The sequence below is a fragment of the Paraburkholderia bengalensis genome, from assembly GCF_037126505.1.
Classification (GTDB): domain Bacteria; phylum Pseudomonadota; class Gammaproteobacteria; order Burkholderiales; family Burkholderiaceae; genus Paraburkholderia; species Paraburkholderia bengalensis.
Map to the genome: position 1 here is coordinate 12,149 of NZ_JACFYJ010000081.1, position 25,947 is coordinate 38,095.

Sequence of the window (25,947 nt, forward strand, 5' to 3'; positions counted from 1 at the left end):
GTTGAGAAGAGGGTGGCCGCTCGGGCTTGCACAATTATGGCGCGACGGCCGCGGCGAACGCCGATTTTGCTCCGCTTTGCGCTACGGGGAAACCCTTCCCGGGAAATTGCGGGTGTTACCGCACAGTCAGCGCGACCGATAATGTGCTTCCAGACCGGTCGCGGCCGGATGCTATCACTCGGTTTTCAGGAGGGGCGATGGATCTCGCAATGGCAATGAGCGTGGCACTGTTCGGCATGTTTACGGGCAGTACGATTTATTTCTTCTATAAATTTACACGCTGACACGGGGCGCCGAGATTCCACGTTGAGCCGTCGGCGCGTACCGACGGTCCACGCAGCCTCCGCACGCAGGCCCGCCTTCCCGGCGGGCCTTTTTGCTTTCATCCGCGTAAACATGCTTTCGAATCTGCTGCAATGCCGCAAGATTCCGCCAAAAGCGAATTTTTGTCCTTGGCGCGTCCGGGTCGGCCCTGCATAATCGACGCGCCTTCAGATGCCGGACCTCGTGCTCCGGCAAGCTGTTCAACTTCCCCACTTTTCAAAAGGACCGACCGCGTGAGCCTGTCGTTTTTGATCTTTTTGAGCGTGCTGCAAGGCGTCACGGAACTGTTTCCCGTGAGCAGCCTTGGCCACACGCTGCTCATTCCTGCTCTGTTCGGCATGCATATCGACAAGCACGCGCCGCAGCTGCTGCCGTTTCTCGTCGCGCTGCATCTGGGTACGGCGCTCGCGCTTCTGTGGTACTTCCGTGAGCGCTGGGTCGCGCTCGTAAGGGGCTTTTTCGCGTCGCTGGCGGGCCGCCGCAACGACGATGGCCATATGATGTGGGCGCTCATCATCGGGACGATTCCAGCGGGTCTGGTGGGCCTCCTGCTCGAAAAGCGCCTTGAGCGCGTCTTTCACGATCTGCGCATCGTCGCCATCGCGCTGATCGTCAACGGCATTCTGCTGTGGCTCGGCGATCGTCTGCAGCGGGCGCGCGCCCATCGCGCGCCGGAGAAGCTGACGTTCAAGCAGGCATTCTTTGTCGGCCTCGCGCAGGTGGGTGCGCTGATCCCGGGCTTCTCGCGCAGCGGCCTGACGATGATCGCGGGCAACGGCGCGGGCCTCACCGCCGAAAAGGCCGCCGAGTTTTCGTTCCTGCTCGGCACCCCCATCATTTTCGCCGCGGGCGTGCTCGAATTGCCGAAGCTCTTTCACGCGCCCGGCCAGCTCGCCGACGCGCTGCTCGGCGGCGTGCTGACCGCGATTGCCGCGTATCTGAGCGTGCGATTCCTGATGCGCTATTTCGAAGGACGAGGCCGGCTTGCGTCGTTCGGCGTCTATTGCGTGATCGCGGGCCTGGTGTTTCTCGGCTGGTTCATCACGCACCCGCAGCCGGTGTAACTGCAGGGCACGATCGGTTATACTCGCGGGCCCGGCGCTTTGCGGCCGGGCCTTTTCTTTGCGGGCTTTCCTTGAGCGTTTCGGGCGCTGCGTCGGCCGAAGCGCGTAAATCTGCCGAGTCTGACGAACCTGCCAAATGCACTGCTAGCCGGCAACTTAAGCCTCGCTCGGCCAGGTTAAAATTCCGGTTTCGCCTCCCCATAGTTCAACGGATAGAACACGGGTCTTCTAAACCTGAAATCGAGGTTCGATTCCTCGTGGGGGGGGCCATCCATTGCGCTGCGCTGTCACCGGCCGCAGCCGCCGTCAGCAGCATCCTGTCCCGTCCATCACGCCTGTCTGCGAAAGCTGGGCGCCGCATCGTCCCCATATCTGCATCGAACGCTCACAAAAAAGGGCAGCCGAAGCTGCCCATAAACGTTGCGCATCGAACGTGAATAAATGCGCGACTGTTGCCTGCCCGTATTTCGCCGCTGCCGTCTACGGGCACACCTGCGTGTTCATTGGCGCGTTGACGCGATCACTTGTCGAGGTCGAGCGCATTCGTCAGATCGCCCATCGCCTGGCCGCCGTTGGCGACGAGCGCGCTATCGCGCGCCGCGAGGCCCGGCAGCGTCGGCAGATTGAAGCGGTGCGTGATGAAGCGCAGGATCGACGTCGTGTCGTACTGCGTATGATCGACGAAGCCCTTCTTTGCGAACGGCGACACGATGATGGCGGGAATCCGCGAGCCCGGACCCCAGCGGTCGCCCTTGGGCGGCGCGACGTGATCCCAGAAGCCGCCGTTCTCGTCGTACGTGATGATCACGACCATGTTGCCCCACTGCGGGCTCTTCTGCAGATGCGAAATCACATCGGCGATGTGCTGGTCGCCCTGCGCGACGTCGGTGTAGCCCGCGTGCTCGTTCAGGTTGCCCTGCGGCTTGTAGAACGCGACTTGCGGCAGCGCGCCGGCGTCGATCTGCTTGATGAACTCCGAACCGTTCAGACCGCCGTCGAGCAGGTGCTTTGCGCGGTTGTCGGTGCCCGGCGCGAGGTCGGCAAAGTAGTTGAGCGGCTGATGATGCGGCTGGAAGTTAGGCGAACTCAGGTTCGCACCGTAGATCACGTTGGCCGTGTTGTTTTGCGCCGCGCTCACCGCGGTGCCCCACGCGCCGCTGTACCACGCCCACGACACGCCCGCGTTGTTCAGCAGATCGCCGATATGCTGGTTCGTCTGGGGCGGCAGCGTCGACGGGTTGGCGGGATCGGCGAGATTCGCATTGCCGCCCGAGGCGGGCTTGTTGCCGCTCGGCTGATACGGCGGCTGCATCGTGTTGACGGCGTAGAAGTCGGGCGTGAGGTTGCCCGAGTTCTTGAAGGTCGGAATATCCGTCAGCGCCGATGGCGCCGACGTCGGAGCCAGCGTCAGCGTCACGCCGTCGGCGTTGACGGCCGACACGGACCCCGCCGCCGGGCTCGCGTTCGCGTTCGCATAGAACGGCGTGCACGCGCAGACCAGCCACTGGTGGTTCAGGAAGGAGCCGCCGAACGCGCCCATGAAGAAGTTGTCGGCGAGTGTGTATTGCTGCGCGATCTTGTACAGCGGCAGCTTGTCGGCGTTCGCCGTGTAATGGCCCATCACCAGACCGCCCGAATCGGCCCACGCGGCGAACATGTCGTTCTTGCCGCCGTGAATCTGCATCTGGTTTTCGTAGAAGCGGTGATAGAGGTCGCGCGTCGTCAGGTTGAGCGACGTGTTGAAGCCGTTCGGATCATCGATGGCGAACGGGGCGTTCGGCAGGTTGGCCGTCATCGCCTGCGTGATGACGGGCGTCACGCCCGCCTGCGTCAGGCCTTTCCAGACGGGGGGCAGGGTCGGCAGCACGGAGCCGTCGCGATCGAGCTGGCGTGAGGTCGCCGCCGTCACGTTCTGCAGGCCGTTCGCGCCGGGGAAGTTTCCATACAGGTTGTCGAAGCTGCGGTTTTCGGCGTAGATCACCACGACGTTCTTGACGGACGACAGCGTGGCTTTGTCATTGCCGCCACATGCGTACAGCCCGATCGCTGCGGCGATCGCCAAAGGCGTCGTGCAGATCAGTTTCTTGTTCATGATTTTCTCTCTCGCGTTGGGGACCGGCGGCGATCCGCAGGGGAACGGCCGGCGGCGAGAGTGTGGCAAGCGTTTTTGACAGGACCATTAATTTCTTACTTGATATTGTCGATTTGCTTGGGATGAGCGATGCGTCGTTTGGTTTATGTCATTTGAGCGACATGTCTGTGAAATACCCTCGGCGCGTCGATCAACATGAGCAGGTAAGAAAGAGATATGTGGCGCGATGTGGCGGGGTCTGGGAGCGGAAGGAATTGCGCGGGATGGTTGGGCGTGCTGTGCGTATCGGCAGCGCTGCTGCTCGCGGCCTGCGATGCGCGCAGTCCGCAACGCGAAAGCGCGCGCGCGGCAGCCAGCGATGCATCGGACGCGAGCCGCGAGGGCGGTGTCCAGATGCAGAAGGTGTCGGCCGATGCCGCCGCGGGTCCCGCCGGCGGCCAGACGCGTGCGCAGGTATATGAATCCGTCAGAAAGGTGACGGCTATCGGCAACAAACTTTTCTTCGATCCGTCGCTGTCAGGATCGGGAAAGCTTGCGTGCGCGTCGTGCCACAGCCCGCAACATGCATTCGGACCGCCGAACGCGTTGTCTGTCCAGTTGGGCGGTCGCGACATGCGCCAGCAGGGCATGCGCGCCGCGCCGAACATCAAATATCTGCAGAAGGTGCCATCGTTCACCGAGCATTATCACGACTCCGACGACGAAGGCGACGAAAGCGTCGATGTGGGCCCCACGGGCGGCCTGATGTGGGACGGCCGCGTGAACAGCGCGCACGATCAGGCGCGCATGCCGCTGACGTCCGCGTTCGAAATGGGCAGCAGTCCTGCCAGAGTCGCGGCGGCCGTCAGGGCCGCGCCGTACGCGAGCCAGTTTCGCGATGCCTTCGGCGAGCACGTGTTCGACAGCGACGACGCAACATTCAAGGCCGTGCTGCAGGCGCTCGAAGTATTCGAGGAGTCGCCCGAGCTGTTCTATCCGTATTCGAGCAAATACGACGCGTTCCTCGCCGGCAGGGCGCAGCTCACGAAGGCCGAGTTGCACGGCCTGCAGCTTTTCAACGACGAAACCAAGGGCAACTGCGCGAGCTGTCACCTGAGTCAGCGCGCACGCGACGGCTCGGCGCCTGCGTTCACCGATTTCGGTCTGATCGCGATCGGCGTGCCGCGCAATCGCTCGTTGGCCGTGAACCGTGATCCGCATTTCTACGATCTGGGTGCGTGTGGACCGGAGCGCGCCGATCTGAAAGGTCGCGATGAATATTGCGGAATTTTCCGTACGCCTTCGTTGCGCAACGTGGCATTACGCAGGACGTTTTTCCATAACGGGATTTATCACTCGCTCGACGAAGTGGTCCGCTTCTACGCGCAGCGGGATACGAATCCTGAGAAATTCTATCCCGTCGTAAAGGGGAAAGTGCAGAAATTCGACGATTTGCCAAGGAAGTATTGGACGAATCTGAAAACCGATCCGCCGTTTGATCGCAAGCCGGGCGACAAACCCGCGCTGGATGAATCAGAGATCAAGGACGTGGTGGCGTTCCTGCAGACACTGACGGACGGCTACCACCCCGAAGCGCCCCAGCAACACGCGGACGCTCACATCGTCAGCAGCAAATAGCAGCTGACAAGCAGCACGACGAACGACGCGAGCACGCACATCAGCCCCGCACGCGTCAGCATGCACGGCCAGCGGCTGCGGCGCACGCCGTGGATGCGCACGATGGTCGGCATCGGCGCGGGATCGAAACGGATCACGATGCCGACCAGAATGACGCAGATCAGCGACAGCATCGCGGCGAAAAATTGCAAGGCGAGCGAGAGGTCCATGAGCGGGGAGTCGCCACGCGTAAGCGCTTGAATCGGCGGTTGAAATCGACTCGGTTGATGTTAGGGACAGCGCCTCCCACCGCCTATGAGACGTATCCTAAAAATAGCCCCAACGGCCCGGCGACGGGCCGCTGACGGCGCAAGCACCATCCCGGACGCGAGCGTCTTACAAGGCGATCTGTTCGAGCCGGCGACGCAGCCGCCCAACGAGCCTGCGCGCCGGATCGCCGTGCTATCCTTTTGAGGTCCAGATCGCGTAGCCGAGCGCCCGCGCCGATCCTGCCCGAACCGATCTTTCCGGAGAAATTCATGTCGATGCGAATCCGAGCCGCGTTTGAACTTTGTGCAGGCGCGTTGCTGCTTGCAAGCGCCGTCGGCGCGTCCGCTGCCAATCTCAGCTTTCTGAACGACACACCCATGGCGTACATGAAGCAGGCCGACAACGACTCGCTGAGGGCGGCCGCTTCCGAGGCGCTCGACAAGAAGCAGGATGGCGAATCCACAACGTGGAACAACGAAGGCCTGCGCAACAGCACGCGAATCGAAGCGCAACTGACACCCGACGCTACGTCGAAAACGGGTGACCGCACTTGCCGTTCGCTGCACGTCGTGCTGAGCGCGAAAGGCCAGTCGATGAATCTGAACCCGCAGTTCTGCCGTCAGGGCGAGGGCCGCTGGGTGTTGCAGAAGAAACATTGAGCGCACGCACGGTTTCTTGCGGCGTCGTCTTGCTCGATCCAGACGGGCGGGTGCTGCTCGCGCATGCGACGGAAACCAGTCACTGGGATATTCCGAAGGGGCAGGGCGAAGAGGGCGAAGCGCCCCATCTGACGGCGCTGCGTGAAATGGAAGAGGAAACGGGGATCGTCGTCGCGGCGCAGCGCCTGAAAGATCTTGGGCTGTTCGTGTATCGGCGGGACAAGGATCTGCATCTGTTCGCCGCGCGCGCGCTCGCCGACGAACTGGATCTCACGCGCTGCAGGTGCACGTCGATGTTTCCGCGCCGCTCCGACGGCACGATGATTCCCGAGATGGATGCGTTTCGCTGGGCGGCGCCGCACGAAGTCGAGCATTATGCGAGCCGCAGCCTCACGCGGCTCTTTCAGACCACCTTGTCTCTCGCCGAACTGCACGTCACGCTCGACGCGACGTAGCGGCGGGCGCACATGTGTATCAGTCGAGCGCCTTGTCGTTCGGATGCGCGAACAGCGCGCGCATTTCCGCCGACAGCGGATAGTTCAGGTTGATTCCATGCGGCGGAATGGGCTGCGTGAACCAGACGTTGTAGAGGCGCTCGGCCTCGCCTGAAGTCTGCATCTTCGCGATCACGCGGTTCACCAGCTCACGGAACGGCGCGTCGCCTTTGCGGAACATGCACGCATAGGTTTCGTAGCCGAGCGGCGTGCCCGTCACGATGAAGTCGTCGGGGCGCGGGTCGGTTGCACGGAAGCCATAGAGAATCGGCTCGTCCATCACGAAAGCCACCGCGCGGTCTGCCTTCACCGCGGCGAATGCGTCGGAATGATCCTTCGCGCTCGCGATGCGCATGTTCAGCTGCTTTTCGCTGTTCAGCTGGCGCACGAGCCGCTCGTCCGACGTGCCCGCCGTCGTCACCACGGTCTTGCCCGCGAGGTCGGGGAAATCCGTGATGCCCGCGTTCTTGCGCGCGATCATCCGCACCGCGTACTGGAAGAAACTGTTTGAAAACGCCGCGACGCTCTCGCGCTCGCGCGTATGGGTGGTCGACCCGCACTCCAGGTCGATCTGGTTGTTGACCAGCATCGGAAAGCGGTTCGCCGATGTGATGGCCACCTCGCGCACCTTCAGGTTGGGCATCGCGAGCGTTTTCTTGATGTCGTCGACGATGGCAAGTGCGATCGATTGCGAATAACCGATCGTGCGGTCGCCGTTCGAGTACGAGAACGGAATCGACGCTTCGCGCACGCCGAGCACGATCACGCCGTCGTCGTGGATTTTCTTGAGCGTGCCCGTGAGCTCGGCCGCATGCGCGGACATGGCGAGCGGCGCGAGCGCTGCGGCGGCTGCGAGTGCCGCTCGCATTCTTCTGATTGCAACCTTCATTGTTCCCCCTGGCCGGCGGCAATCATCCCCGGCTGCTTCGTCCCGGCTTCGATGTTGCTTTGTGTTGCGCTGCTGCGCGTGGCGGACCGGCCTGCACACGCGCGCCACGCAGGCGCACATCGCGCAAGCAAACAATCAGCTTACGCCGGCTTGCCCCAACTGTCGCGCAGACTGACGATCCGGTTGAATACGGGTTTGCCCGGTTTCGTGTCGTAACGGTCGGCGACGAAGTAGCCGTGACGCTCGAACTGATAGCGCTGTTCCGGCTCGATGTCGCGCAGACCCGGCTCGACGTACGCCTGCACGATGCGCTTCGAATCGGGATTGAGCGCTTCGAGGAAATCGCGGCCGCCCGCGTCGGGCTGGGCTTCCTTGAACAGTCGATCGTACAGGCGCACCTCGACGGGCACGGCCTGCGTCGCGCTGATCCAGTGGATCGTGCCCTTCACCTTGTAGTTATTCGCGCCTTCCGTGCCCGAGCGGCTGTCCGCGAAGTAGTTGCAGTGCACGGCCGTGATCTTGCCGTTTTCGTCCTTGTCGAAGCCCGTGCATTCGACCACATAGCCGTACTTCAGCCGCACCTTGTTGCCTGGGAACAGGCGGAAATAGCCCTTCGGCGCGGCTTCCATGAAGTCTTCGCGCTCGATCCACAACTCGCGCGAGAACGGGAACGTGCGCAGGCCGCGATCCGGGTGATGCGGATGAACGGGCGCGCTGCATGCTTCCGTCTGGCCTTCCGGGTAGTTGTCGATGACGAGCTTCAGCGGGTCGAGCACGCAGGTCGCGCGCGGCGCCTTGTCGTCGAGGTCGTCGCGCAGCGCGCCTTCGAACACGCTCATGTCGATCCACGAATCGACCTTCGTGATGCCGATGCGCTCGCAGAACAGCCTGATGCTGTCGGGCGTGAAGCCGCGCCGGCGCACGCCGACGATGGTCGGCATGCGCGGATCGTCCCAGCCGTCCACATGGCCTTCCGTCACGAGTTGCAGCAGTTTGCGCTTGCTGGTGATGGCGTACGTCAGGTTCAGACGCGAAAACTCGATCTGTTGCGGCAGCGGGCGCGTGAAGATGCCGGCTTCGGCGAGTTCGTCGAGAATCCAGTCGTAGAGCGGGCGGTGATCTTCGAACTCGAGCGTGCACAGCGAATGCGTGATGTTTTCCAGCGCGTCCGAGATGCAGTGCGTGTAGTCGTACATCGGATACACGCACCACTTGTCGCCCGTCCGGTAGTGGTGAGCGAAGCGGATGCGGTAGATGACGGGGTCGCGCATGTTGAAGTTCGGCGACGACATGTCGATCTTCGCGCGCAGCACGTGCTCGCCTTCCTTGAACTCGCCCGCCTTCATGCGGCGGAACAGGTCCAGGTTTTCTTCGACGCTGCGCTCGCGGAACGGCGACGGCGTGCCGACTTCCGTCGCCGAGCCGCGGTTCGCGCGGATTTCCTCCGCCGTCTGGCTGTCGACATACGCCTTGCCGCGCGTGATCAGCAGCTCGGCGAACTCATAGAGCTTGTCGTAGTAGTCGCTCGCGAAGTACAGGTGCTCCTTGTTGTCGACGTTCCAGTCGAAGCCCAGCCACTTCACCGCGTCGACGATCGAGTCGACGTACTCGAAGCTTTCCTTTTCCGGGTTCGTGTCGTCAAAGCGCAGATGGCAGACGCCGCCGTAGCTTTGCGCAATGCCGAAGTTCAGGCAGACGCTCTTCGCATGGCCGATGTGCAGATAGCCGTTCGGCTCAGGCGGGAAGCGTGTTTCCACCCGCTGGCCCCACTTCCCGGAGCGGTTGTCGTCTTCGATGATGTTGCGGATGAAGTTGGAAACGGGCGCGTCGTTGCGCTCGGCGTCTTTGCGATCGTTGTTCATGCGAGAAGGAGAAAGTCGGTCCTGGACACTATATGCGTCCGTTAGTCTGTCAATTCTACCTGACGACACATTCCGCGACAGTCTTTAGGCTCGCGCGATGCAGCGAGCGCTGGCGCGGCTTGCGGCGCGGGTTGCGTCGGACGGGCGTGCCCGCGTGGCGCGAAAGGCGCTGTAACAGGAGGTAAATCGCGTTGGCGCAGGCGGGTGTTGGCGCTTAGCATGCGTCGCGCGCCGTTTCTGGGCAATCGGGGCGATCGACTGCGTCCGCGTGCGTTTCGGCCGACGCCGGGCGCGTCCCGCGGCGCCTCGATTGAATCTGACGCGGGCTGTTGCGCGAGCTTCTCCGGCAGGCGGGGTCGTTTTCGTGCGAGCCGCCGGGCGCTCATGGCCCATGCCGGCGTTTTTCAGACGCCACTGCGTTTCCGTTATGCTGTCGTGGGCTCGGGCGCGCCTCTCGCGGGCGCTGCAGCCGCCCGATCCCGCCGTTCCACGCGATCTGTCCTTGCCGCGAACCGGCCATCGCCGCCGTCCACGCGCGGGCAGGTCCAAGATCCCGGAGTTTCTCGGATGTCCCTTCCGATGTCGCGCGCGACTCGCGCGCATTCTGGCGCCGACTTGCATGTCGACACTCATGCAGGCGCCCATGCCGGTTCAGATGTCGCCGCCGGCGTTTCAGGCCGGCTTGCGCGTTTTGCCACCACGCTTGCGCTCACGGGCGTGCTGCTCGCGAGCTTCGTCGCGTCGCCTGCCGTCGATGCGAAAACTTCGCAGCCAAAACCGGTGCTCGACGCATCGGCCGTCGCGGTGCCCGACCGCTACGCCGCCGACGCCGCGCAGCAGATCTTCGCAGCGGGCGGCAATGCCGTCGACGCCGCCGTCGCGATCGCGTTCACGCTCGCCGTGACCTACCCGGACGCCGGCAACATCGGCGGGGGCGGGTTCATGACGCTGTACGTCGACGGCAAGCCGTACTTTCTCGACTATCGCGAGAAAGCGCCGCAAAGCGCGACGCGCGACATGTATCTCGACGACAAGGGCAATGTGATCAAAGGCATGAGCCTTGTGGGCCACCGCGCAGTGGCCGTGCCGGGCACGGTCGACGGCATGTGGGAGGCGCAAAAGCGCTTCGGCAAGCTCAAGTGGAAGCAGGTGCTCGCGCCCGCGATCAAATACGCGACAGATGGCTTCACGGTCGAGGCATGGCTGCAAAAGCGCCGCGAAGGCGCGTCGCAGGGTTTTGGCGGCAAGACCAATTTCGATGCGTACTTCTCGAACCTGAAAGCGGGCAGCGTGTTCCGTCAGCCGGAACTCGCGCAGACCCTGTCGCGAATTGCCGACGACGGCGGCCGCGAGTTCTACGAAGGGCAGACGGCCGAGCTGATCGCGCGCCAGATGTACGGTCACGGCCTGATCACGAAGTCCGATCTCTTGCAGTACAAGGCCGTCTGGCGTCAGCCCGTGACGGCCAGCTGGAACGGCTATCAGATCGTCACCGCGCCGCCGCCGAGTTCGGGCGGCGTCGGGCTGATCCAGCTGCTGAAGATGAAGGCCGATCTGAAGCCGCAATTCGACGGGGTCGCGCTCAATTCCGAGCCGTACGTCCACCTGGTCGCGCAGATCGAGGATCGCGTGTTCGCCGACCGCCAGCAGTACATGGGCGACCCTGATTCGTTCCGCGTGCCCGTCGACAAGCTGATCGACGATGCGTACCTCGCGAAGCGGGTCGAGGACATCACGCCCGACGAAGTGCCGGGCGGCGCGCCCGTGAAGCCGGGGCTCGGCGACGCGATGCCGGAGAAGGCGCAGACGACGCATTTTTCCGTGGTCGACAAATGGGGCAACGCCGTGTCGAACACGTACACGCTGAACGGGCCGTTCGGCTCGGGCGTGGTTGTCGACGGCGCAGGCTTCGTGTTGAACGACGAAATGGACGATTTCGAAACGAAGGCGGGCGTACCGAACCAGTTCGGCGTGACGAGCGGCGATGTCAACACGGTCGCGCCCGGCCGCCGGCCGCTGTCGTCGATGACGCCCACCATCCTGACGAAGGACGGCAAGGTGTCGCTCGTGATCGGCACACCGGGCGGCTCGCGCATTTTCACGTCGATCTTCCAGGTGATGACGAACCTTTACGACTTCAACATGCCGCCCGCCGACGCGCTCGCCGCGATGCGCTTTCACCATCAGCTGCTGCCGCAGAAGACGATCTACTGGGAGCCGTATCACCCCATCGACGGCGAACTCGCCGAACAGCTGAAAGCGCGCGGCTACACGCTCGAGGGTCAGAAATTCAATGGTGACGTGCAGATGATCCGCATCGACGGCACGACCCCGCAACCCGCCGCGGACCCGCGCGGCGCGGGCGTGGGTCGTGTGATTCAATAGCGTCGTTGTCCTTTCGGAAATCAGACGAATAAAGGGGAAGCGAATGGCGTTGGAGCAGCAGAGCGTAATCGTGTTGCCGGGTTATATGAACTCTGGCGTTGGGCATTGGCAGACCCGCTGGGAAGCGCGGTATCCCGGCTTTTCGCGCGCGCCGATGCGCGACTGGGATCATCCCGATTGCGGCGAATGGTGCGCGACGCTCGATGCGTCGATCGCCGCCGCGCGCACGCCTGTGCTGCTCGCCGCGCACAGCCTCGGCTGCCTGACCGTGGCGTTCTGGGCGGCGCGCCATGCCTCGCACTACACGCTCGCGAAAGTAGCAGGCGCTTTGCTCGTCGCGGTGCCCGATCCCGCAGGCGCCGGCTTTCCCGCCGACGCGGCCGGCTTCGACGACGTGCCGATGCGGCCGCTGCCGTTCCCGTCGATCGTCGTCGCGAGCACCGATGATCCGTATGGCGGCGTGCCGTTTTCGCAGGCTTGCGCGCGCGCATGGGGCAGCCGCTGGGAGAACATCGGTCCGCGCGGCCATATCAACGCGGACAGCGGTCTCGACGACTGGGACGAAGGGCAGCGCTGGCTGGCTTCGCTGGCGTGAGCCGCGGCGCGGACCGTTTCCCCCAACCCGTTTCTCCCAACGTTTCTTCGACGTTCTCTCAACGTTCCCCCTGACCCGTCAGATCACCGACCGTCCGCGCAGCGCGTCGATCCGCTCGTCGTCATATCCGAGCACGTCGCGCAAGACGGTTTCCGTGTGTTCGCCGAGCGTGGGCGGATGGGCCTGCGCTTCGGGCGGCGTCGCGCTCATCCGGATCGGGTTGCGCACCAGTTTCACCGAGCCGGCTGTCGGATGCGGCAGCTCCAGCTGCATGCCGCGCGCGATGACCTGCTCGTTCTCGAACACCTCTTCCAGATCGTTGATCGGGCCGCAGGGCACGCCCGCCGCCTCCAGCGCGTCAATCCACTCGTGCTTGCTGCGCGTGCGGACCATGTCGGCGAGTATCGGCACGAGAATCTCGCGATTGCGCACGCGCTCGGGATTGGTCGCGAAGCGGTCGTCGTCGGCCAGTTCCGCGCGCTGGCCGGCTTCGACGAACTTGCGGAACTGTCCGTCGTTGCCCACCGCGACGATGATCCAGCTGTCGCTCGTCTGGAAGGTCTGATACGGGACGATGTTCGCGTGCGCGTTGCCCCAGCGCGCAGGCGGCTTGCCGCTTGCGAGGAAATTCGAGTTCATGTTGGCGAGCATCGCGACCTGCACGTCCAGCAGTGCCATGTCGATGTACTGGCCTTCGCCCGTTCGCTCGCGATGCGCGAGCGCCGTGAGCACGGCCACCGTGGAGTACATGCCCGTCATCAGGTCCGCGATCGCGACACCCGCCTTCTGCGGGCCGCCGCCCGGCAGGCTGTCGCGCTCGCCCGTGATGCTCATGAAGCCGCCGATGCCCTGCACGATGAAGTCGTAGCCCGCGCGCTGCGCATACGGCCCCGTCTGGCCGAAGCCTGTCACCGAGCAGTAGATGATGTCCGGCTTCACGGCCTTCAGCGACGCGTAGTCGAGCCCATACTTCTGCAACTGGCCGACCTTGTAGTTCTCCAGCACCACATCGCTTTGCGCCGCCAGCTCGCGGACGATGGCCTGCCCCTCCGGTGTGGCGATATCGACGGTGACCGAGCGCTTGTTGCGATTCGCCGCGAGGTAATAGGCGGCTTCGCGCGTGTCCTCGCCTTCGGGCGTCTTCAGGTACGGCGGCCCCCAATGGCGCGTGTCGTCGCCGGCGCCCGGCCGTTCGACCTTGATCACGTCGGCACCGAAATCGGCGAGCGTTTGCGCGCACCACGGACCGGCCAGTACGCGGGTCAGGTCCAGCACGCGAATATGACTGAGTGCGCCCATGTTCTGTCTACGTCTCCCATGTAATGAGGCACGCGGGTGCCCGTTTCAACGATGTGATGCATCTTAAGCGATCGGCCGCGCGCGGCCCACCCGGCCTGACGGCATAGGACAAATGACGCATCGGGCCGTTTTTCGATAAAAGCTGGCCGAATGGCCAACGCCGCGCGCGAGCCACGCCGCGGCGCCGCGTGGGCGCGCCGATCCCGTATAATCGACCGTTCAGGAAACAATCCATTGCGACGGCCGGTAAGCGTTCCGCAGCCGTCGGCTCAAGTCAGGACCGTCCCCAAAGCACGCTATGAAAGCCGCCGAAATCCGCGAGAAATTCCTCAAGTTCTTCGAATCGAAGGGCCATACGATCGTCCGCTCGTCGAGCCTCGTGCCCGGCAACGACCCGACGCTGCTCTTCACCAATTCGGGCATGGTGCAGTTCAAAGATGTGTTTCTCGGCGCCGAATCGCGTCCGTACTCGCGGGCCACGACGGCGCAGCGCAGCGTGCGCGCGGGCGGCAAGCACAACGATCTGGAGAACGTCGGCTACACGGCGCGTCACCACACGTTCTTCGAAATGCTCGGCAATTTCTCGTTCGGCGACTATTTCAAGCGCGACGCGATTCACTACGCGTGGGAGCTGCTGACGGGCGTCTACCAGTTGCCGAAGGAAAAGCTTTGGGTCACCGTCTATCAGGAAGACGACGAAGCCTACGACATCTGGGCGAAAGAAGTCGGCGTGCCGACCGAGCGCATCATCCGCATTGGCGACAACAAGGGCGCGCGCTACGCGTCGGACAACTTCTGGCAGATGGCCGATACCGGCCCGTGCGGCCCGTGCTCCGAAATCTTCTACGACCATGGCCCGGACGTGTGGGGCGGCCCGCCAGGATCGCCTGAAGAAGACGGTGATCGCTACATCGAAATCTGGAACCTCGTGTTCATGCAGTTCAACCGCGACGCCCAGGGCAACATGACTCCGCTGCCCAAGCAGTGCGTGGACACGGGCATGGGCCTCGAGCGGATCGCAGCCGTGCTGCAGCATGTGCACAGCAACTATGAAATCGACCTGTTCCAGGCGCTGATCAAGGCGGCTGGCCGCGAGACGGGCGTCGAAGATCTGTCGAACAACTCGCTGAAGGTGATCGCCGATCACATTCGCGCGTGCTCGTTCCTGATCGTCGACGGTGTGATTCCCGGCAATGAAGGCCGCGGCTACGTGCTGCGCCGTATCGTGCGCCGCGCCATCCGTCACGGCTACAAGCTCGGTCGCAAGGGTTCGTTCTTCCACAAGCTGGTCGCGGACCTCGTCGCGCAGATGGGCGGCGCATATCCGGAACTGAAGGACGCCGAGCAACGCGTCACCGACGTTCTGCGTCAGGAAGAAGAACGCTTCTTCGAGACCATCGAGCACGGCATGTCGATCCTCGAGTCCGCGCTGGCCGATCTGGACGCGAAGGGCGGCAAGACGCTCGACGGCGAAGTCGCGTTCAAGCTGCACGACACCTACGGCTTCCCGCTCGATCTGACGGCGGACGTATGCCGCGAGCGCGGCGTCACGGTCGACGAACCCGCGTTCGACGAAGCGATGGCCCGTCAGCGCGAGCAGGCGCGCGCAGCCGGCAAGTTCAAGATGGCGCAGGGCCTCGAATACTCGGGCGCGAAGACCACGTTCCACGGCTACGAAGAAATCGTCTTCGACGACGCGAAGGTCACGGCGCTGTATGTCGACGGCGCGTCAGTCAACGAAGTCACGAAGGGCCAGCAGGCCGTCGTCGTGCTCGATCACACGCCGTTCTACGCGGAATCGGGCGGCCAGGTCGGCGACCAGGGCGTGCTGGCGAACGCGAGCGTGCGCTTTGCCGTCGTCGATACGCTGAAGGTACAGGCGGATGTCGTCGGCCATCACGGTACGCTGGAGCAGGGCACGCTGAAGGTCGGCGACGTCGTGAAGGCGGAAATCGATGCCGTCCGCCGCGCGCGCACGGCCCGCAACCACTCGGCCACGCACCTGATGCACAAGGCGCTGCGCGAGGTGCTCGGCGGCCACGTCCAGCAGAAGGGCTCGCTCGTCGACGCCGACAAGACGCGCTTCGACTTCGCGCACAACGCGCCCATGACGGACGACGAAATCCGCCGTGTCGAAGCGATCGTCAACGCGGAAGTGCTGGCGAACGCGCCTGGCATCGTGCGCGTCATGCCTTTTGATGAGGCGGTGAAGGGCGGCGCAATGGCGCTCTTCGGCGAAAAGTACGGCGACGAAGTGCGCGTGCTCGATCTCGGCTTTTCGCGCGAACTGTGCGGCGGCACGCACGTGCACCGTACGGGCGATATCGGCTTGTTCAAGATCGTGATGGAAGGCGGCGTCGCGGCGGGCATTCGCCGCGTCGAGGCGATCACGGGCGACAACGCCGTGCGCTATGTGCAGGAACTCGACGCGCGTATCAACGCGGCGGCGGCGGCGCTGAAGGCGCAGCCGTCGGAGCTGACGCAGCGTATTGCGATGGTGCAGGATCAGGTGAAGTCGCTGGAAAAAGAACTGGGCGCGCTCAAGTCGAAGCTCGCGTCGAGCCAGGGCGACGAACTGGCCGGCCAGGCAATCGACGTATCCGGCGTGCAGGTGCTGGCGGCGACGCTCGAAGGCGCGGACGTCAAGACGCTGCGCGAAACCGTCGACAAGCTCAAGGACAAGCTCAAGAGCGCGGCCATCGTGCTGGCGTCCGTCGAAGGCGACAAGGTCAGCCTGATCGCGGGCGTCACGGCCGACGCGAGCAAGAAGGTCAAGGCGGGCGAACTGGTGAACTTCGTTGCGCAGCAGGTCGGCGGCAAGGGCGGCGGCCGTCCCGACATGGCGCAGGCGGGCGGAACCGAGCCGGGCAATCTGCCCGCTGCATTGGCAGGCGTGAAGGGCTGGGTCGCGGCGCAGCTCTAAGCGGCTGAGTCGCGCGGCGTTCGCATCGCGCAAAAAAGGCCGCGGGTCGATGAGACTCGCGGCTTTTGTTTTTTCGAGCCGGCGGATTCAGGCGGCCAGATCTTGCGCCGGCACCTGCGGTACATTGCCGCTCGCGACGAGCATGTCGCGCAGCGCGTTCAGCGCCGACGAAAAATGGCCGCGCCGCCAGACCAGCAGCGTATCGATGCCGCCCATTCCGTCGAGCGGATGCACGGCGATATCGTTCGATTGGGGCATCAGCGCCAGCACCGAGCGCGGCGCGACGGCCACGCCCGCGCCCGCCGCCACGCACGCGACGATCGCGTGATACGAGCCTAGCTCCAGCACCCGCGCGGGCCGGATGCCGCGCTCCATGCACCATTGCTCGATGTGCACCCGGTACGAGCAGCCCGCCTCGAAGGCGATCAGCGTCGAAAGCCCGGCATCGCCTGCTTCCTGAACGGGGCGATAGCCACGCGGCGTCAGCATCACCAGTTCCTCGCGGAAGACAGGGATGGCATCGAACAGGCCGCCGTTCCATGCGGGGTCGAACGGCGTCGCGACCAGCGCGGCGTCGACCTCGAATTCGCGCACCCTGTCGATCAGCCTGCCTGTTGTGCCCGTTTCCAGTTCGAGTGCGACATCGGGCCACGCCTGGTGGTATTCCGCCAGCAGCCCGGGCAGGCGGGTCGCGGCCACGCTTTCCATTGTGCCGAGCCGCAGGCGGCCGCTCGGGCGGGCGTCCCTGATTGCATGGCGCGCCTCGTCGGCGAGTGCGAGCAGGCGTTCGGCGTACGGCAAGAGCGTCTCGCCGGCGGGCGTCAGCACGAGCCGCCGTCCGTCGCGAATAAAAAGCTCGGCGCCCAGCTGCTCTTCGAGCTGCTTGATACGCGTCGTTACGTTCGATTGCACCCGGTTGAGCTTCGCCGCGGCGCGGGTCACGCCGTTTTCTCGCACGACAGCGCGAAAGATGGTCAAGGCAGCAAGGTCCATCGATCTCTCTGAAAGATTGAATCTATCAGTATTATTCATTTTATGAGATCGAACGGTCAAGCTACGATTCGGGCATAGGAAACACATCGCTGCGCAGACCACTGCACCGCTCACGCCACTGACGGCGCGCTCCGCCGCCCGCCCACCAATGAATAATCTTGCCGCGCCCACCGTCCAGTCTCACGTTTCGCCTCATGCCGCGCGCCGCACGGCGCTTGCTTGCATGGTGGCGCTGGCCGTCGCGCTCGGTGTCGGACGCTTCGCGTTCACGCCGCTGCTGCCGCTAATGCTTCACGGCGGCGCGCTCGACATCCGCCAAGGCGGCTGGCTCGCGTCGCTGAACTACGCCGGTTACTTCGTCGGCGCGATCGGCTGCGCGGCGCTGCGCGTGGACGCGGCGCGCATGGTGAGGGCGGGCCTCGCGCTGACGGTGCTGCTCGTGCTTGCCATGGGCGTCACGCAGCAGTTCTGGGTGTGGGCCGCCGTGCGCTTCGTCGCGGGCGCCGTCAGTGCGTGGACCTTCGTGTTCGCCTCGCAATGGGGATTGCGGCGGTTGGCCGATTTGCGGGCGAACGAGTGGGGTGGCGTGATCTACACCGGACCGGGTGTCGGCATCGCCGGAACGGGCTTGCTGGTCAGCGCGGCGAGCGGTTATGGCGCGTCGGCGGGCTGGATCGGTTTTGGGCTTCTGTCGGCTGTGCTGACCGTGCTGGTGTGGCGGACCTTCGAACCGTCGGCCTGCGCATCGGCTACTGATGCGAACGCGGCGAACGCGGGCCAGGCACCGCAACGGCCGGCGCACTCGCAAGCCCAACAGGCGCAAGCCGAACATGGCCAAGCCGAACATGGCCAAGCCGAACACCGGCATCACCCCGCGCATCTGCATCGCGCGGACGCTTTCTGGCTGATCGTCCTCTACGCCGTGCCCGGCTTCGGTTACATCATCACCGCGACGTTCCTGCCCGTCATTGCGCGCGCCGCACTGCCCGCGGGCTCGCCGTGGCCCGATCTGTTCTGGCCGATGCTCGGCCTCGCGCTGGTGGCCGGCGCGCTGGTGGGCGCGCGCCTGCCTTCGCACTGGGACAACCGCACGCTGCTGGCCGCCTGCTACGTGCTGCAGGCGTTGGGTATCGCCGCGGGCATCGTGTCGCCGACGGCGACCGGCTTTTCGCTCGGCAGCACGCTGATCGGCCTGCCGTTCACGGCCATCACGCTGTTTGCAATGCGCGAGGCGCGCCGCCTGCACGGCGACGACGCAGCGAGCCTGATGGGCTACGCGACGGCGGCATACGGGCTGGGACAGATCGCGGGGCCGCTCGTCGCGGCGCCCATCGCCGCGCATACGGGCTCGTTCACGCTCGCCCTCTGGCTGGCCGCGCTCACATTGCTCGCGGGCGCGGCGGGTCTCGTCGCCGTGACGATGCTGCGCCCCGCGCGCCCAAAAACAAATTCGGCATCCGGCGCACTAAAATGACCGCTTTCCAGTCATCCTTGCGCGCCCGTCGCCAGGCGCGCCGCCTGCCATGCAACATTTCGCGTCGGACAACTACGCCGGCATCTGTCCCGAGGCGCTCGAAGCGCTGATCGCCGCCAACAACAGCGGCCACGAACCGGCCTACGGCGACGACTCGTGGACGCAGCAAGTCTGCGACCGCCTGCGCGACCTGTTCCAGACCGACTGCGAAGTGTTCTTTGTCTTCAACGGTACGGCGGCCAACTCGCTGGCGCTGGCGTCGCTCTGCCAGTCGTACCACTCCGTGATCTGCCACGAGCTGGCGCACATCGAAACGGACGAATGCGGCGGCCCCGAGTTCTTCTCGAACGGCTCCAAGCTGCTGACGGCGCCCGGCGTCGGCGGCAAGCTCACACCCGACGCCATCGAAGCCATCATCACGCGCCGTGCCGACATCCACTATCCAAAGCCCAAGGTCGTCACGCTCACGCAATCGACGGAAGTGGGCACCGTCTACAGCGTCGAGGAGATCCGCGCGATTGCGGCGATCGCGAAGCGCCGTCATCTGAAGGTGCACATGGACGGCGCGCGCTTTGCGAATGCCGTCGCCGCGCTCGACGTCCATCCTTCGGAGATCACGTGGCGCGCGGGTGTCGACGTGCTGTGCTTCGGCGGCACGAAAAACGGCTTGCCCGTCGGCGAGGTGGTGGTGTTCTTCGATCGCGCGCTCGCCGACGACTTTGCCTACCGGCTGAAGCAGGCGGGCCAGCTCGCGTCGAAAATGCGCTTCATTTCCGCGCCGTGGCTCGGTCTGCTCGACAACGACGTCTGGCTGCGCAATGCCCGCCACGCCAACGCGATGGCGAAGCTGATGGAGTCGCGCCTTGCCGGGATTCCCGGCGTGAGCATCATGTTCCCGACGGAATCGAACGCCGTGTTCGCGCAATTGCCGCCGCACGTCGCCAAGACGATGCGCACGCGCGGCTGGAAGTTCTACGAGTTCATCGGCGCAGGCGGCTGCCGGCTGATGTGCGCGTGGGATACGCAGCCCGAAACAGTCGAGCGCTTCGCCGCCGACGTGCGCGCACTGTGCAGCGCGTGAGGTCTCACGTGTTTTGCCAATGCCCGTCGCCGCGGGCTCCGTAGCCCAGGCGCTCGCCGCTCCATAACAAATGCAGAAACCGCAGCCCACCAAGGAGACGCATCGATATGGCCTACATCTACTATCTGACGCACATTCATCTCGGCTACGACGCGCTTGCGCAGTTGCCCGCCGAATGCGAACGCGCGGGCATCCGGCGGCCGCTCGTGGTGACCGACAAGGGCGTGCTGGCGGCCGGCGTGGCGCAGCAGGCCATCGATGCGTTGAAGCTTTCCGGCGTGCCCATCTTCGACGACACGCCGTCGAATCCGACGGAAGCGATGGTGATGGCGGCCGCGCAGCGCTATCGCGATGAAGGCTGCGACGGGCTGGTGGCGATCGGCGGCGGCTCGTCGATCGATCTGGCCAAGGGCGTCGCGATCATGGCGACGCATCCGGGCACGATGACGGAATACGCGACCATCGAAGGCGGGAGCAACCGGATCACGAGCGCCGCCGCGCCGCTGATCGCGATTCCGACCACGGCGGGCACGGGCAGCGAAGTCGCGCGCGGTGCGATCGTGATCCTGAACGATGGTCGCAAGGTCGGCTTTCACTCGTGGCATCTGCTGCCGAAAGCGGCCATTTGCGATCCCGGTCTCACGCTCGGCTTGCCGTCGATGCTGACGGCCGCGACGGGCATGGACGCCATCGCGCATTGCATCGAAACGTTTCTCGCGCCGTCGTTCAATCCGCCCGCCGACGGCATCGCGCTCGACGGCCTGGAGCGCGCATGGGCGAACATCGAGCTGGCGACACGCGACGGCCAGAACCGCGACGCGCGCCTGAACATGATGAGCGCGTCGATGCAGGGCGCGATGGCGTTCCAGAAAGGGCTGGGCTGCGTGCATTCGCTGTCGCATCCGCTCGGCGGCGTGCCTGTGAACGGGCGCACGTCGCTGCATCACGGCACGCTCAACGCCGTCGTGCTGCCCGCCGTGCTGCGCTTCAATGAAAGCGCGGAAACGGTCGTCGCGAATCGCCGTTACGCGCGCATGCGCCGCGTGATGAATCTGCCCGACAACGCCGATCTGGCGCAGGCGCTGCACGACATGACGGCGCGCCTCGGATTGCCGACGGGCCTCAGGCAGATGGGCGTCGACGAAAGCGTGTTCGACAAGGTGATCAAGGGCGCGCTCGCCGATCATTGCCACAAGACGAATCCGCGCGAAGCCAGCGCCGACGACTACCGTCGCATGCTGACGGAATCGCTGTAAACGCCGCCCTTCCTTCCAGCCGAACACGCCATGCACAAACCCACACCCGTGCCGCGCAGCGCGTATCTGCATTTCCTGTCCATCGGTACGCGCTGGATGGACAACGACGTCTACGGCCATGTGAACAACGTCGTCTATTACAGCTACTTCGACACGGTCGTAAATGAGTATCTGATCCGCACGGGTGTGCTCAGCATCGAGCACAGCACGATCATCGGCCTGGTCGTCGAAACGCATTGCAACTACTTCGCGCCCGTGGTCTTTCCGGATCGTATCGATGCGGGTCTGCGCGTGATGGCCGTCGGCAAATCGAGCGTGCGCTACGAAGTGGGCCTGTTCCGGGCGGGCGAGGCCGAGCCCGCCGCGCAAGGTCATTTCGTGCATGTCTACGTTGACCGCGACACGCGCCGGCCCGTGCCGCTGCCCGACAAGATGCGCACGGCCCTCGAGCCGCTGATCGTGCGCGAGCCGCAGGCGGACTGACGCGTGCAGTCGTTCGTCATCGATGCGCTGAACGGCGTCAGCTACGGATTGCTGCTGTTCATGCTGTCGGCCGGGCTGACGCTGATTTTCAGCATGCTCGGCGTGCTGAACTTCGCGCACGCGAGCTTCTACATGCTGGGCGCCTATGTCGGCTTTTCGGTCGCGGCGCGCGCGGGCTTCTGGTGGGCGCTCATCGTCGCGCCGTTGGTCGTCGGACTGATGGGCGCCGCGCTCGAGCGCTGGCTGCTGCGGCGCGTGCGGCCGCACGGCCATCTCGCCGAGCTGCTGCTGACCTTCGGTGCGGCCTATCTGATCGCCGAAGGCGTCAAGCTAGTGTGGGGCTTGCAGCCGTTGAGCGCCCCGGTGCCGCGCGCGCTCGACGGCTCGCTGATCGATGTGTACGGCCTCGCGTTTTCACGCTATCGCGCGTTCATGATGGCCGTGGCCATCGCGATGCTCGCGATGCTGTATGCCGTCCTGCGCGTGTCGAAAGCGGGACTCGTCGTGCGTGCGGCGCTCACGCATCCGCAAGCCGTCGAAGCGCTCGGCCACGACGTGCCGCGCGTATTCACGTGCGTGTTCGCGGCAGGCACGGCGCTCGCCGCGCTCGCGGGCGTGATCGGCGCGCCGCTGTTCGTCGTCGAGCCGGCGATGGCGGACGCCGTCGGCTCGATCGTGTTCGTGGTGGTCGTCATCGGCGGGCTGGGGTCGCTGGGCGGCGCGCTCGCGGCTTCGCTCGTGATCGGCTGCCTGCAGACGTTCGCCGTTTCCACCGATATCTCGCTTGGCGACCTGGCGAGCGCGTTGATGGACTCATCGACGGGCGACATTGAGCGCGCGCTGCCACCCGCGTGGAGCGCGCTGACGCTCGCGCAACTCGCGCCGCTCGTGCCATACGTGCTGCTGGTCGCGATGCTTGCGGTGCGCTCGCGCGGCCTCTTCGGACAACGCGACGACGATGCATAACCCGGCTCACGCGTCGCCTGACTCTTCACGGCCGTCGCGCTGGCGCGCGGCGCTGCCGTGGATCGCGCTTGCCTTGCTGCTCGTCGCGCCGCCTTGTCTGTCGAACCAGAGCTGGCTCGTCGCATGGCTCGCGCAGACAGCCGCGATGATCGTGTTCGCGCTTTCGTACAACCTGCTGCTCGGCGGCGTGGGCCTGCTGTCGTTCGGTCACGCGGCGTCGTCGGGGATCGGGGCATTGATCGCCGCGCATCTGTTCAACCGCGTCGGCATGCCGCTGCCGCTGCTGCCGCTGGTGGGCGGCGTCGGCGGCGCGCTGTTCGGCGCGCTGTACGGCCTCGTCGCGACGCGCCGCGCGGGCACCGCGTTCGCGATGATCACGCTCGGTATCGGCGAACTCGTTGCAGCAGCGGCGTGGACGTTGCCGGACTGGTTCGGCGGCGAGGCGGGCGTCGCGATCGACCGCACGGCGGGCTTCGCGCTGCCGGGCCTGACGTTCGGCCCCGCGCGCGAAGCGTACGCGCTGATCGCACTGTGGTGCGTGCTCGCCGTGCTCGCGATGCAAGCGCTGTGGCGTACGCCGTTCATGCGGCTTGCGCACGCAGTGCGCGACAACCCGGCGCGGGCGGCCGCGATCGGCTGTTTTCCGCGCCGCGTGCGCTACGAGATCGTCGTGTGGTCGTCGTTCTTCGCGGGGATCGCGGGCACGCTCGGGCTAATCAACGTCGAACTGGTGTCGACGGAAAGCGTCGGCATGCTGCGTTCGGGCTCCGTGCTGATCGCGACCGTGATCGGCGGAAGCGGGGTGTTTTTCGGGCCCGTCGTGGGCGCCGTCGTGCTGACGTTTTTCAGTGTGGTCGTCGCGAGCGTCACGCATGCGTGGCTGTGGTATCTCGGACTGTTCTTCGTGGTCGTCGTGGTGAGCGCGCCCGATGGCATCGCAGGATTTCTGCAGCGTCAGACGGCGCGTTGTGCGCGCAACGGCTGGCGCGCCTCGTTGCCGTCCCTTGCCGCGCGCACGGCCGGCGCATGTGCGTGGTCGCTCGTGGCCGTGCTGTGCATGCAATGGGCGTACGCGCAGCGCTTCGGCACGGAGGAACGCGCGCGAATCATGGCGATGTCGGGTGGCGCTTCGCTCGCGGCGGCCGTGCTGGCGCTTGCGGCTGTGGGCTGGCTGTCGGTGCGCGCGGCAGCGCGGATCGACAGGCGCAGGGCTTTGGATAAAAGCGCGGACAAGAGCGTGGGCCAGAGCGCGGGCGAGAGCGTAGATGAGAGCACGGGCAAGAGCACACACAAGAGCGTCTCGGACAAGAGCGCGGACAAGAGCGTCACGGACAAGAGTGCAGACGAGAGCGCGGACAAGAGCGTCACGGACAAGAGTGCAGACGAGAGCGCAGACAAGAGCGTCACGGACAAGAGTGCAGACGAGAGTACAGACAAGAGCACGAACAAGAGCACGAACAAGAGCACGAACAAGAGCACAGACGGGCGCGTCGCGGACAAGAGCACGGACAAGAGCGTCGCGGGCAAAAGCGCAGACAAAAGCGCGGGAGCGCGCCGATGATTCCCGCTATCGCCGTGCACCGGCTCGACAAGCGCTTCGGCGCGACGCGCATATTGCGCGGCGTCGATCTCTCCATCGAGCCGCACGAACGACACGCGCTGATCGGACCGAACGGTGCCGGCAAGTCGACGCTCTTCAACCTGATTGCGGGCGCGGCGCGTCCGAGCGCGGGCCGCATCGAGCTGTATGGCGCCGACATCACGCGTCTTGTGCCCGCTGCCATTTGCCGGCGCGGACTCGCGCGCAGTTTCCAGACCACGAGCTGCTTCGCGAAACTGAGCGTTTTCGACAACCTGCGCTGCGCCGCGCAGATCGCGAATCGCGACCGCATGCGCTGGTGGCAGCGTTTCACGAACGCGCGCGCAGCCGATGAACACGCCGAGCAGGTGCTAGATGCCGTGGGTCTTCGCGCGCGACGCGACGCGATCGCGGGCACGTTGAGCTACGCGGAGCAGCGGGCGCTCGATCTCGGGCTGGCGCTGGCGAGCGGCGCGCACACGCTGCTGCTCGACGAGCCCACGGCGGGGATGAACCGCGCCGAAGCAGCGCACGCCGTCGAACTGATCCGCGCGGCGACGGCGGGCCGCACGCTGTTGATGGTCGAGCACGACATGGATGTCGTGTTCGGTCTCGCGGATCGCGTCAGCGTGCTCGTGCGAGGCGAAGTGATCGCGACGGGGACGCCGGAGGCGATCCGCGCCGATCCCGTCGTGCGGGCCGCATATCTAGGCGACCTCGGAGGCGACCTCACAGGCAATCTCGGAGGCCACCTCGACGATACGGACGGCGCGACGCGAGGCACCACGCGATGAGCACGTTGCTGGAAATCCGCGATCTGCGCGCGTGGTACGGCGCAAGCCAGGTGTTGCATGGCGTGAACCTGAGCATCGACGCGGGCGAGGCCGTTGCGCTTGCTGGCCGCAACGGCTCGGGGCGCTCGACGCTCGCGCGGGCGATCATGGGCTTCGTGCGTTCGGAAGGCGTGATCCGCTTCGCGGGCCTATCGCTCGACGAGCGGCGCGCGTTCGAGATAGCGCGGCTCGGCATCGGCTATGTGCCTGAACAGCGCGACGTGTTTCCGACGCTGAGCGTGCGCGAGAATCTGCAGCTCGGCATCGGACCGCGAGGCAAAGCGCGGGGCAGGACGCGTACTGCGCGCTTCACGCTCGACGACGCGCACGCGCTTTTCCCGGTATTGCGCGAGCGGGCGCGCACGAAGGCGGGCGTGTTGTCGGGCGGCGAACAGCAGATGCTTGCGATTGCGCGCGCGCTGCTAGGCGATCCGGATCTCGTCGTGATCGACGAGCCGACGGAAGGTCTTGCCGGCCAGGTCGTCGCGCAACTCGCGGCGGCGCTGCAGTTGCTGCGCGATCGCGGCGTGGCGATGCTGCTGATCGAACAGCGGCTCGTGATCGCCGCGCGGATCGCGAGCCGCATCGCGGTGATGGGGCATGGCGAAGTCGTCTTCGATGGTTCGCCTGAAGCGTTCCACGCGCGATCCGACGTGATGCGGGAGTGGCTTGGCGTGGGGTGAAGTGTTCGCGCGGGCGTTGCCGGTGTGTGTTTGCCCTTTGCGCTGGCCTCCGCGATAGCGCCTTCGCGGCGCGGGCGTTGCCGGTGTGTGTTTGCCCTTTGCGCGGGCATCCGCGATAGCGCCTACGCGGCGCGGGCGTTGCCGGGG

At 65.2% G+C, this 25,947-nt stretch carries 20 protein-coding genes, 1 tRNA gene and 1 pseudogene; 16 read left to right on the forward strand and 6 right to left on the reverse strand.

Annotated features, from left to right (window positions below):
- The first annotated feature begins 557 nt into the window (after nt 1–557).
- Nucleotides 558–1,388 carry an undecaprenyl-diphosphate phosphatase gene (locus tag H3V53_RS32690; RefSeq protein ID WP_054924941.1) on the forward strand — a complete coding sequence of 277 codons (831 nt, stop codon included), beginning with the start codon at nt 558–560 and terminating at the stop codon, nt 1,386–1,388.
- A 194-nt stretch (nt 1,389–1,582) separates the two neighbouring features.
- Nucleotides 1,583–1,654: transfer RNA gene (locus H3V53_RS32695), tRNA-Arg, on the forward strand.
- Nucleotides 1,655–1,908: 254 nt separating this feature from the next.
- On the opposite strand, the gene H3V53_RS32700 is transcribed toward H3V53_RS32695, so the two are convergent.
- On the reverse strand, nt 1,909–3,480 hold the full coding sequence (locus tag H3V53_RS32700; RefSeq protein WP_336601374.1) for an acid phosphatase: 1,572 nt from the start codon (nt 3,478–3,480) through the stop codon (nt 1,909–1,911).
- Nucleotides 3,481–3,696: 216 nt separating this feature from the next.
- On the opposite strand from H3V53_RS32700, the gene H3V53_RS32705 reads away from it, so the two are divergent.
- Nucleotides 3,697–5,097 carry a cytochrome-c peroxidase gene (locus H3V53_RS32705; RefSeq protein ID WP_336601375.1) on the forward strand — a complete coding sequence of 467 codons (1,401 nt, stop codon included), beginning with the start codon at nt 3,697–3,699 and terminating at the stop codon, nt 5,095–5,097.
- Here the strand turns inward: H3V53_RS32705 and H3V53_RS32710 are convergent.
- Nucleotides 5,076–5,306 carry a hypothetical protein gene (locus H3V53_RS32710; protein ID WP_336601376.1) on the reverse strand — a complete coding sequence of 77 codons (231 nt, stop codon included), beginning with the start codon at nt 5,304–5,306 and terminating at the stop codon, nt 5,076–5,078. The genes H3V53_RS32705 and H3V53_RS32710 overlap by 22 nt on opposite strands.
- A gap of 309 nt (nt 5,307–5,615) precedes the next feature.
- Between H3V53_RS32710 and H3V53_RS32715 the strand changes: the two genes are divergently transcribed.
- Nucleotides 5,616–6,005, forward strand: coding sequence for an RT0821/Lpp0805 family surface protein (locus H3V53_RS32715; RefSeq protein ID WP_336601377.1), 390 nt, complete (start codon nt 5,616–5,618; stop codon nt 6,003–6,005).
- Nucleotides 6,002–6,460, forward strand: coding sequence for an NUDIX hydrolase (locus tag H3V53_RS32720; RefSeq protein ID WP_336601378.1), 459 nt, complete (start codon nt 6,002–6,004; stop codon nt 6,458–6,460). The genes H3V53_RS32715 and H3V53_RS32720 overlap by 4 nt, the downstream gene beginning before the upstream one ends.
- 19 nt (nt 6,461–6,479) lie before the next feature.
- Here the strand turns inward: H3V53_RS32720 and H3V53_RS32725 are convergent, their stop codons facing one another.
- Entirely contained in the window at nt 6,480–7,388 is a 909-nt protein-coding gene (locus H3V53_RS32725) for a transporter substrate-binding domain-containing protein (RefSeq protein ID WP_336601379.1), read from the reverse strand.
- Between the two features lie 140 nt (nt 7,389–7,528).
- Nucleotides 7,529–9,250, reverse strand: a complete 1,722-nt coding sequence (locus H3V53_RS32730) for a glutamine--tRNA ligase/YqeY domain fusion protein (RefSeq protein WP_336601380.1) — start codon at nt 9,248–9,250, stop codon at nt 7,529–7,531.
- Between the two features lie 567 nt (nt 9,251–9,817).
- On the opposite strand from H3V53_RS32730, the gene ggt reads away from it, so the two are divergent.
- Both ggt and H3V53_RS32740 read left to right on the forward strand, forming a co-directional pair.
- The gene (ggt, locus tag H3V53_RS32735; protein WP_336601381.1) at nt 9,818–11,635 is read left to right on the forward strand and encodes a gamma-glutamyltransferase; all 1,818 of its coding nucleotides are present in this window, start codon (nt 9,818–9,820) and stop codon (nt 11,633–11,635) included.
- A 43-nt stretch (nt 11,636–11,678) separates the two neighbouring features.
- Entirely contained in the window at nt 11,679–12,230 is a 552-nt protein-coding gene (locus tag H3V53_RS32740) for an RBBP9/YdeN family alpha/beta hydrolase (protein WP_336601382.1), read from the forward strand.
- A gap of 78 nt (nt 12,231–12,308) precedes the next feature.
- On the opposite strand, the gene H3V53_RS32745 is transcribed toward H3V53_RS32740, so the two are convergent.
- Nucleotides 12,309–13,529: a CaiB/BaiF CoA transferase family protein gene (locus H3V53_RS32745; protein WP_336601383.1), complete on the reverse strand. Its 1,221-nt coding sequence runs from the start codon at nt 13,527–13,529 to the stop codon at nt 12,309–12,311.
- 298 nt (nt 13,530–13,827) lie between these two features.
- On the opposite strand from H3V53_RS32745, the gene alaS reads away from it, so the two are divergent.
- Nucleotides 13,828–16,452 carry an alanine--tRNA ligase gene (gene alaS / locus H3V53_RS32750; protein ID WP_336601384.1) on the forward strand — a complete coding sequence of 875 codons (2,625 nt, stop codon included), beginning with the start codon at nt 13,828–13,830 and terminating at the stop codon, nt 16,450–16,452.
- 87 nt (nt 16,453–16,539) lie between these two features.
- Here the strand turns inward: alaS and H3V53_RS32755 are convergent, their stop codons facing one another.
- A complete protein-coding gene (locus H3V53_RS32755; RefSeq protein WP_054924932.1) occupies nt 16,540–17,445 on the reverse strand; it encodes a LysR substrate-binding domain-containing protein in 906 nt (301 codons plus the stop codon).
- Nucleotides 17,446–17,593: 148 nt separating this feature from the next.
- Between H3V53_RS32755 and H3V53_RS32760 the strand changes: the two genes are divergently transcribed.
- The 8 genes and pseudogenes from H3V53_RS32760 (at nt 17,594) to H3V53_RS32795 (ending at nt 25,800) form a co-directional block, all read left to right on the forward strand.
- The gene (locus H3V53_RS32760; protein ID WP_336601385.1) at nt 17,594–18,919 is read left to right on the forward strand and encodes a YbfB/YjiJ family MFS transporter; all 1,326 of its coding nucleotides are present in this window, start codon (nt 17,594–17,596) and stop codon (nt 18,917–18,919) included.
- A 49-nt stretch (nt 18,920–18,968) separates the two neighbouring features.
- Nucleotides 18,969–20,000 carry a threonine aldolase family protein gene (locus tag H3V53_RS32765; protein ID WP_336601386.1) on the forward strand — a complete coding sequence of 344 codons (1,032 nt, stop codon included), beginning with the start codon at nt 18,969–18,971 and terminating at the stop codon, nt 19,998–20,000.
- Between the two features lie 107 nt (nt 20,001–20,107).
- The gene (locus tag H3V53_RS32770) at nt 20,108–21,256 is read left to right on the forward strand and encodes an iron-containing alcohol dehydrogenase (protein ID WP_336601387.1); all 1,149 of its coding nucleotides are present in this window, start codon (nt 20,108–20,110) and stop codon (nt 21,254–21,256) included.
- Nucleotides 21,257–21,286: 30 nt separating this feature from the next.
- The gene (locus H3V53_RS32775; protein WP_336601388.1) at nt 21,287–21,739 is read left to right on the forward strand and encodes an acyl-CoA thioesterase; all 453 of its coding nucleotides are present in this window, start codon (nt 21,287–21,289) and stop codon (nt 21,737–21,739) included.
- Between the two features lie 3 nt (nt 21,740–21,742).
- On the forward strand, nt 21,743–22,705 hold the full coding sequence (locus H3V53_RS32780) for a branched-chain amino acid ABC transporter permease (RefSeq protein WP_336601389.1): 963 nt from the start codon (nt 21,743–21,745) through the stop codon (nt 22,703–22,705).
- Nucleotides 22,698–23,948, forward strand: a pseudogene (locus H3V53_RS32785) (branched-chain amino acid ABC transporter permease); the annotation flags it as partial. The gene H3V53_RS32780 and the pseudogene H3V53_RS32785, both read left to right, overlap by 8 nt.
- Nucleotides 23,949–24,262: 314 nt before the next feature.
- Nucleotides 24,263–25,078: an ABC transporter ATP-binding protein gene (locus H3V53_RS32790; protein ID WP_336601390.1), complete on the forward strand. Its 816-nt coding sequence runs from the start codon at nt 24,263–24,265 to the stop codon at nt 25,076–25,078.
- The gene (locus H3V53_RS32795) at nt 25,075–25,800 is read left to right on the forward strand and encodes an ABC transporter ATP-binding protein (protein WP_336601391.1); all 726 of its coding nucleotides are present in this window, start codon (nt 25,075–25,077) and stop codon (nt 25,798–25,800) included. The genes H3V53_RS32790 and H3V53_RS32795 overlap by 4 nt, the downstream gene beginning before the upstream one ends.
- Nucleotides 25,801–25,947 lie beyond the last annotated feature (147 nt).

Bases quoted from the DNA above. Each gene is read 5' to 3' on its own strand.
- H3V53_RS32700 (WP_336601374.1), bottom strand. From the start codon at position 3,480: ATGAACAAGAAACTGATCTGCACGACGCCTTTGGCGATCGCCGCAGCG.
- H3V53_RS32705 (WP_336601375.1), top strand. From the start codon at position 3,697: ATGTGGCGCGATGTGGCGGGGTCTGGGAGCGGAAGGAATTGCGCGGGA.
- H3V53_RS32710 (WP_336601376.1), bottom strand. From the start codon at position 5,306: ATGGACCTCTCGCTCGCCTTGCAATTTTTCGCCGCGATGCTGTCGCTG.
- H3V53_RS32715 (WP_336601377.1), top strand. From the start codon at position 5,616: ATGTCGATGCGAATCCGAGCCGCGTTTGAACTTTGTGCAGGCGCGTTG.
- H3V53_RS32725 (WP_336601379.1), bottom strand. From the start codon at position 7,388: ATGAAGGTTGCAATCAGAAGAATGCGAGCGGCACTCGCAGCCGCCGCA.
- H3V53_RS32730 (WP_336601380.1), bottom strand. From the start codon at position 9,250: ATGAACAACGATCGCAAAGACGCCGAGCGCAACGACGCGCCCGTTTCC.
- ggt (WP_336601381.1), top strand. From the start codon at position 9,818: ATGTCCCTTCCGATGTCGCGCGCGACTCGCGCGCATTCTGGCGCCGAC.
- H3V53_RS32740 (WP_336601382.1), top strand. From the start codon at position 11,679: ATGGCGTTGGAGCAGCAGAGCGTAATCGTGTTGCCGGGTTATATGAAC.
- H3V53_RS32745 (WP_336601383.1), bottom strand. From the start codon at position 13,529: ATGGGCGCACTCAGTCATATTCGCGTGCTGGACCTGACCCGCGTACTG.
- alaS (WP_336601384.1), top strand. From the start codon at position 13,828: ATGAAAGCCGCCGAAATCCGCGAGAAATTCCTCAAGTTCTTCGAATCG.
- H3V53_RS32755 (WP_054924932.1), bottom strand. From the start codon at position 17,445: ATGGACCTTGCTGCCTTGACCATCTTTCGCGCTGTCGTGCGAGAAAAC.
- H3V53_RS32760 (WP_336601385.1), top strand. From the start codon at position 17,594: ATGAATAATCTTGCCGCGCCCACCGTCCAGTCTCACGTTTCGCCTCAT.
- H3V53_RS32765 (WP_336601386.1), top strand. From the start codon at position 18,969: ATGCAACATTTCGCGTCGGACAACTACGCCGGCATCTGTCCCGAGGCG.
- H3V53_RS32770 (WP_336601387.1), top strand. From the start codon at position 20,108: ATGGCCTACATCTACTATCTGACGCACATTCATCTCGGCTACGACGCG.
- H3V53_RS32775 (WP_336601388.1), top strand. From the start codon at position 21,287: ATGCACAAACCCACACCCGTGCCGCGCAGCGCGTATCTGCATTTCCTG.
- H3V53_RS32790 (WP_336601390.1), top strand. From the start codon at position 24,263: ATGATTCCCGCTATCGCCGTGCACCGGCTCGACAAGCGCTTCGGCGCG.
- H3V53_RS32795 (WP_336601391.1), top strand. From the start codon at position 25,075: ATGAGCACGTTGCTGGAAATCCGCGATCTGCGCGCGTGGTACGGCGCA.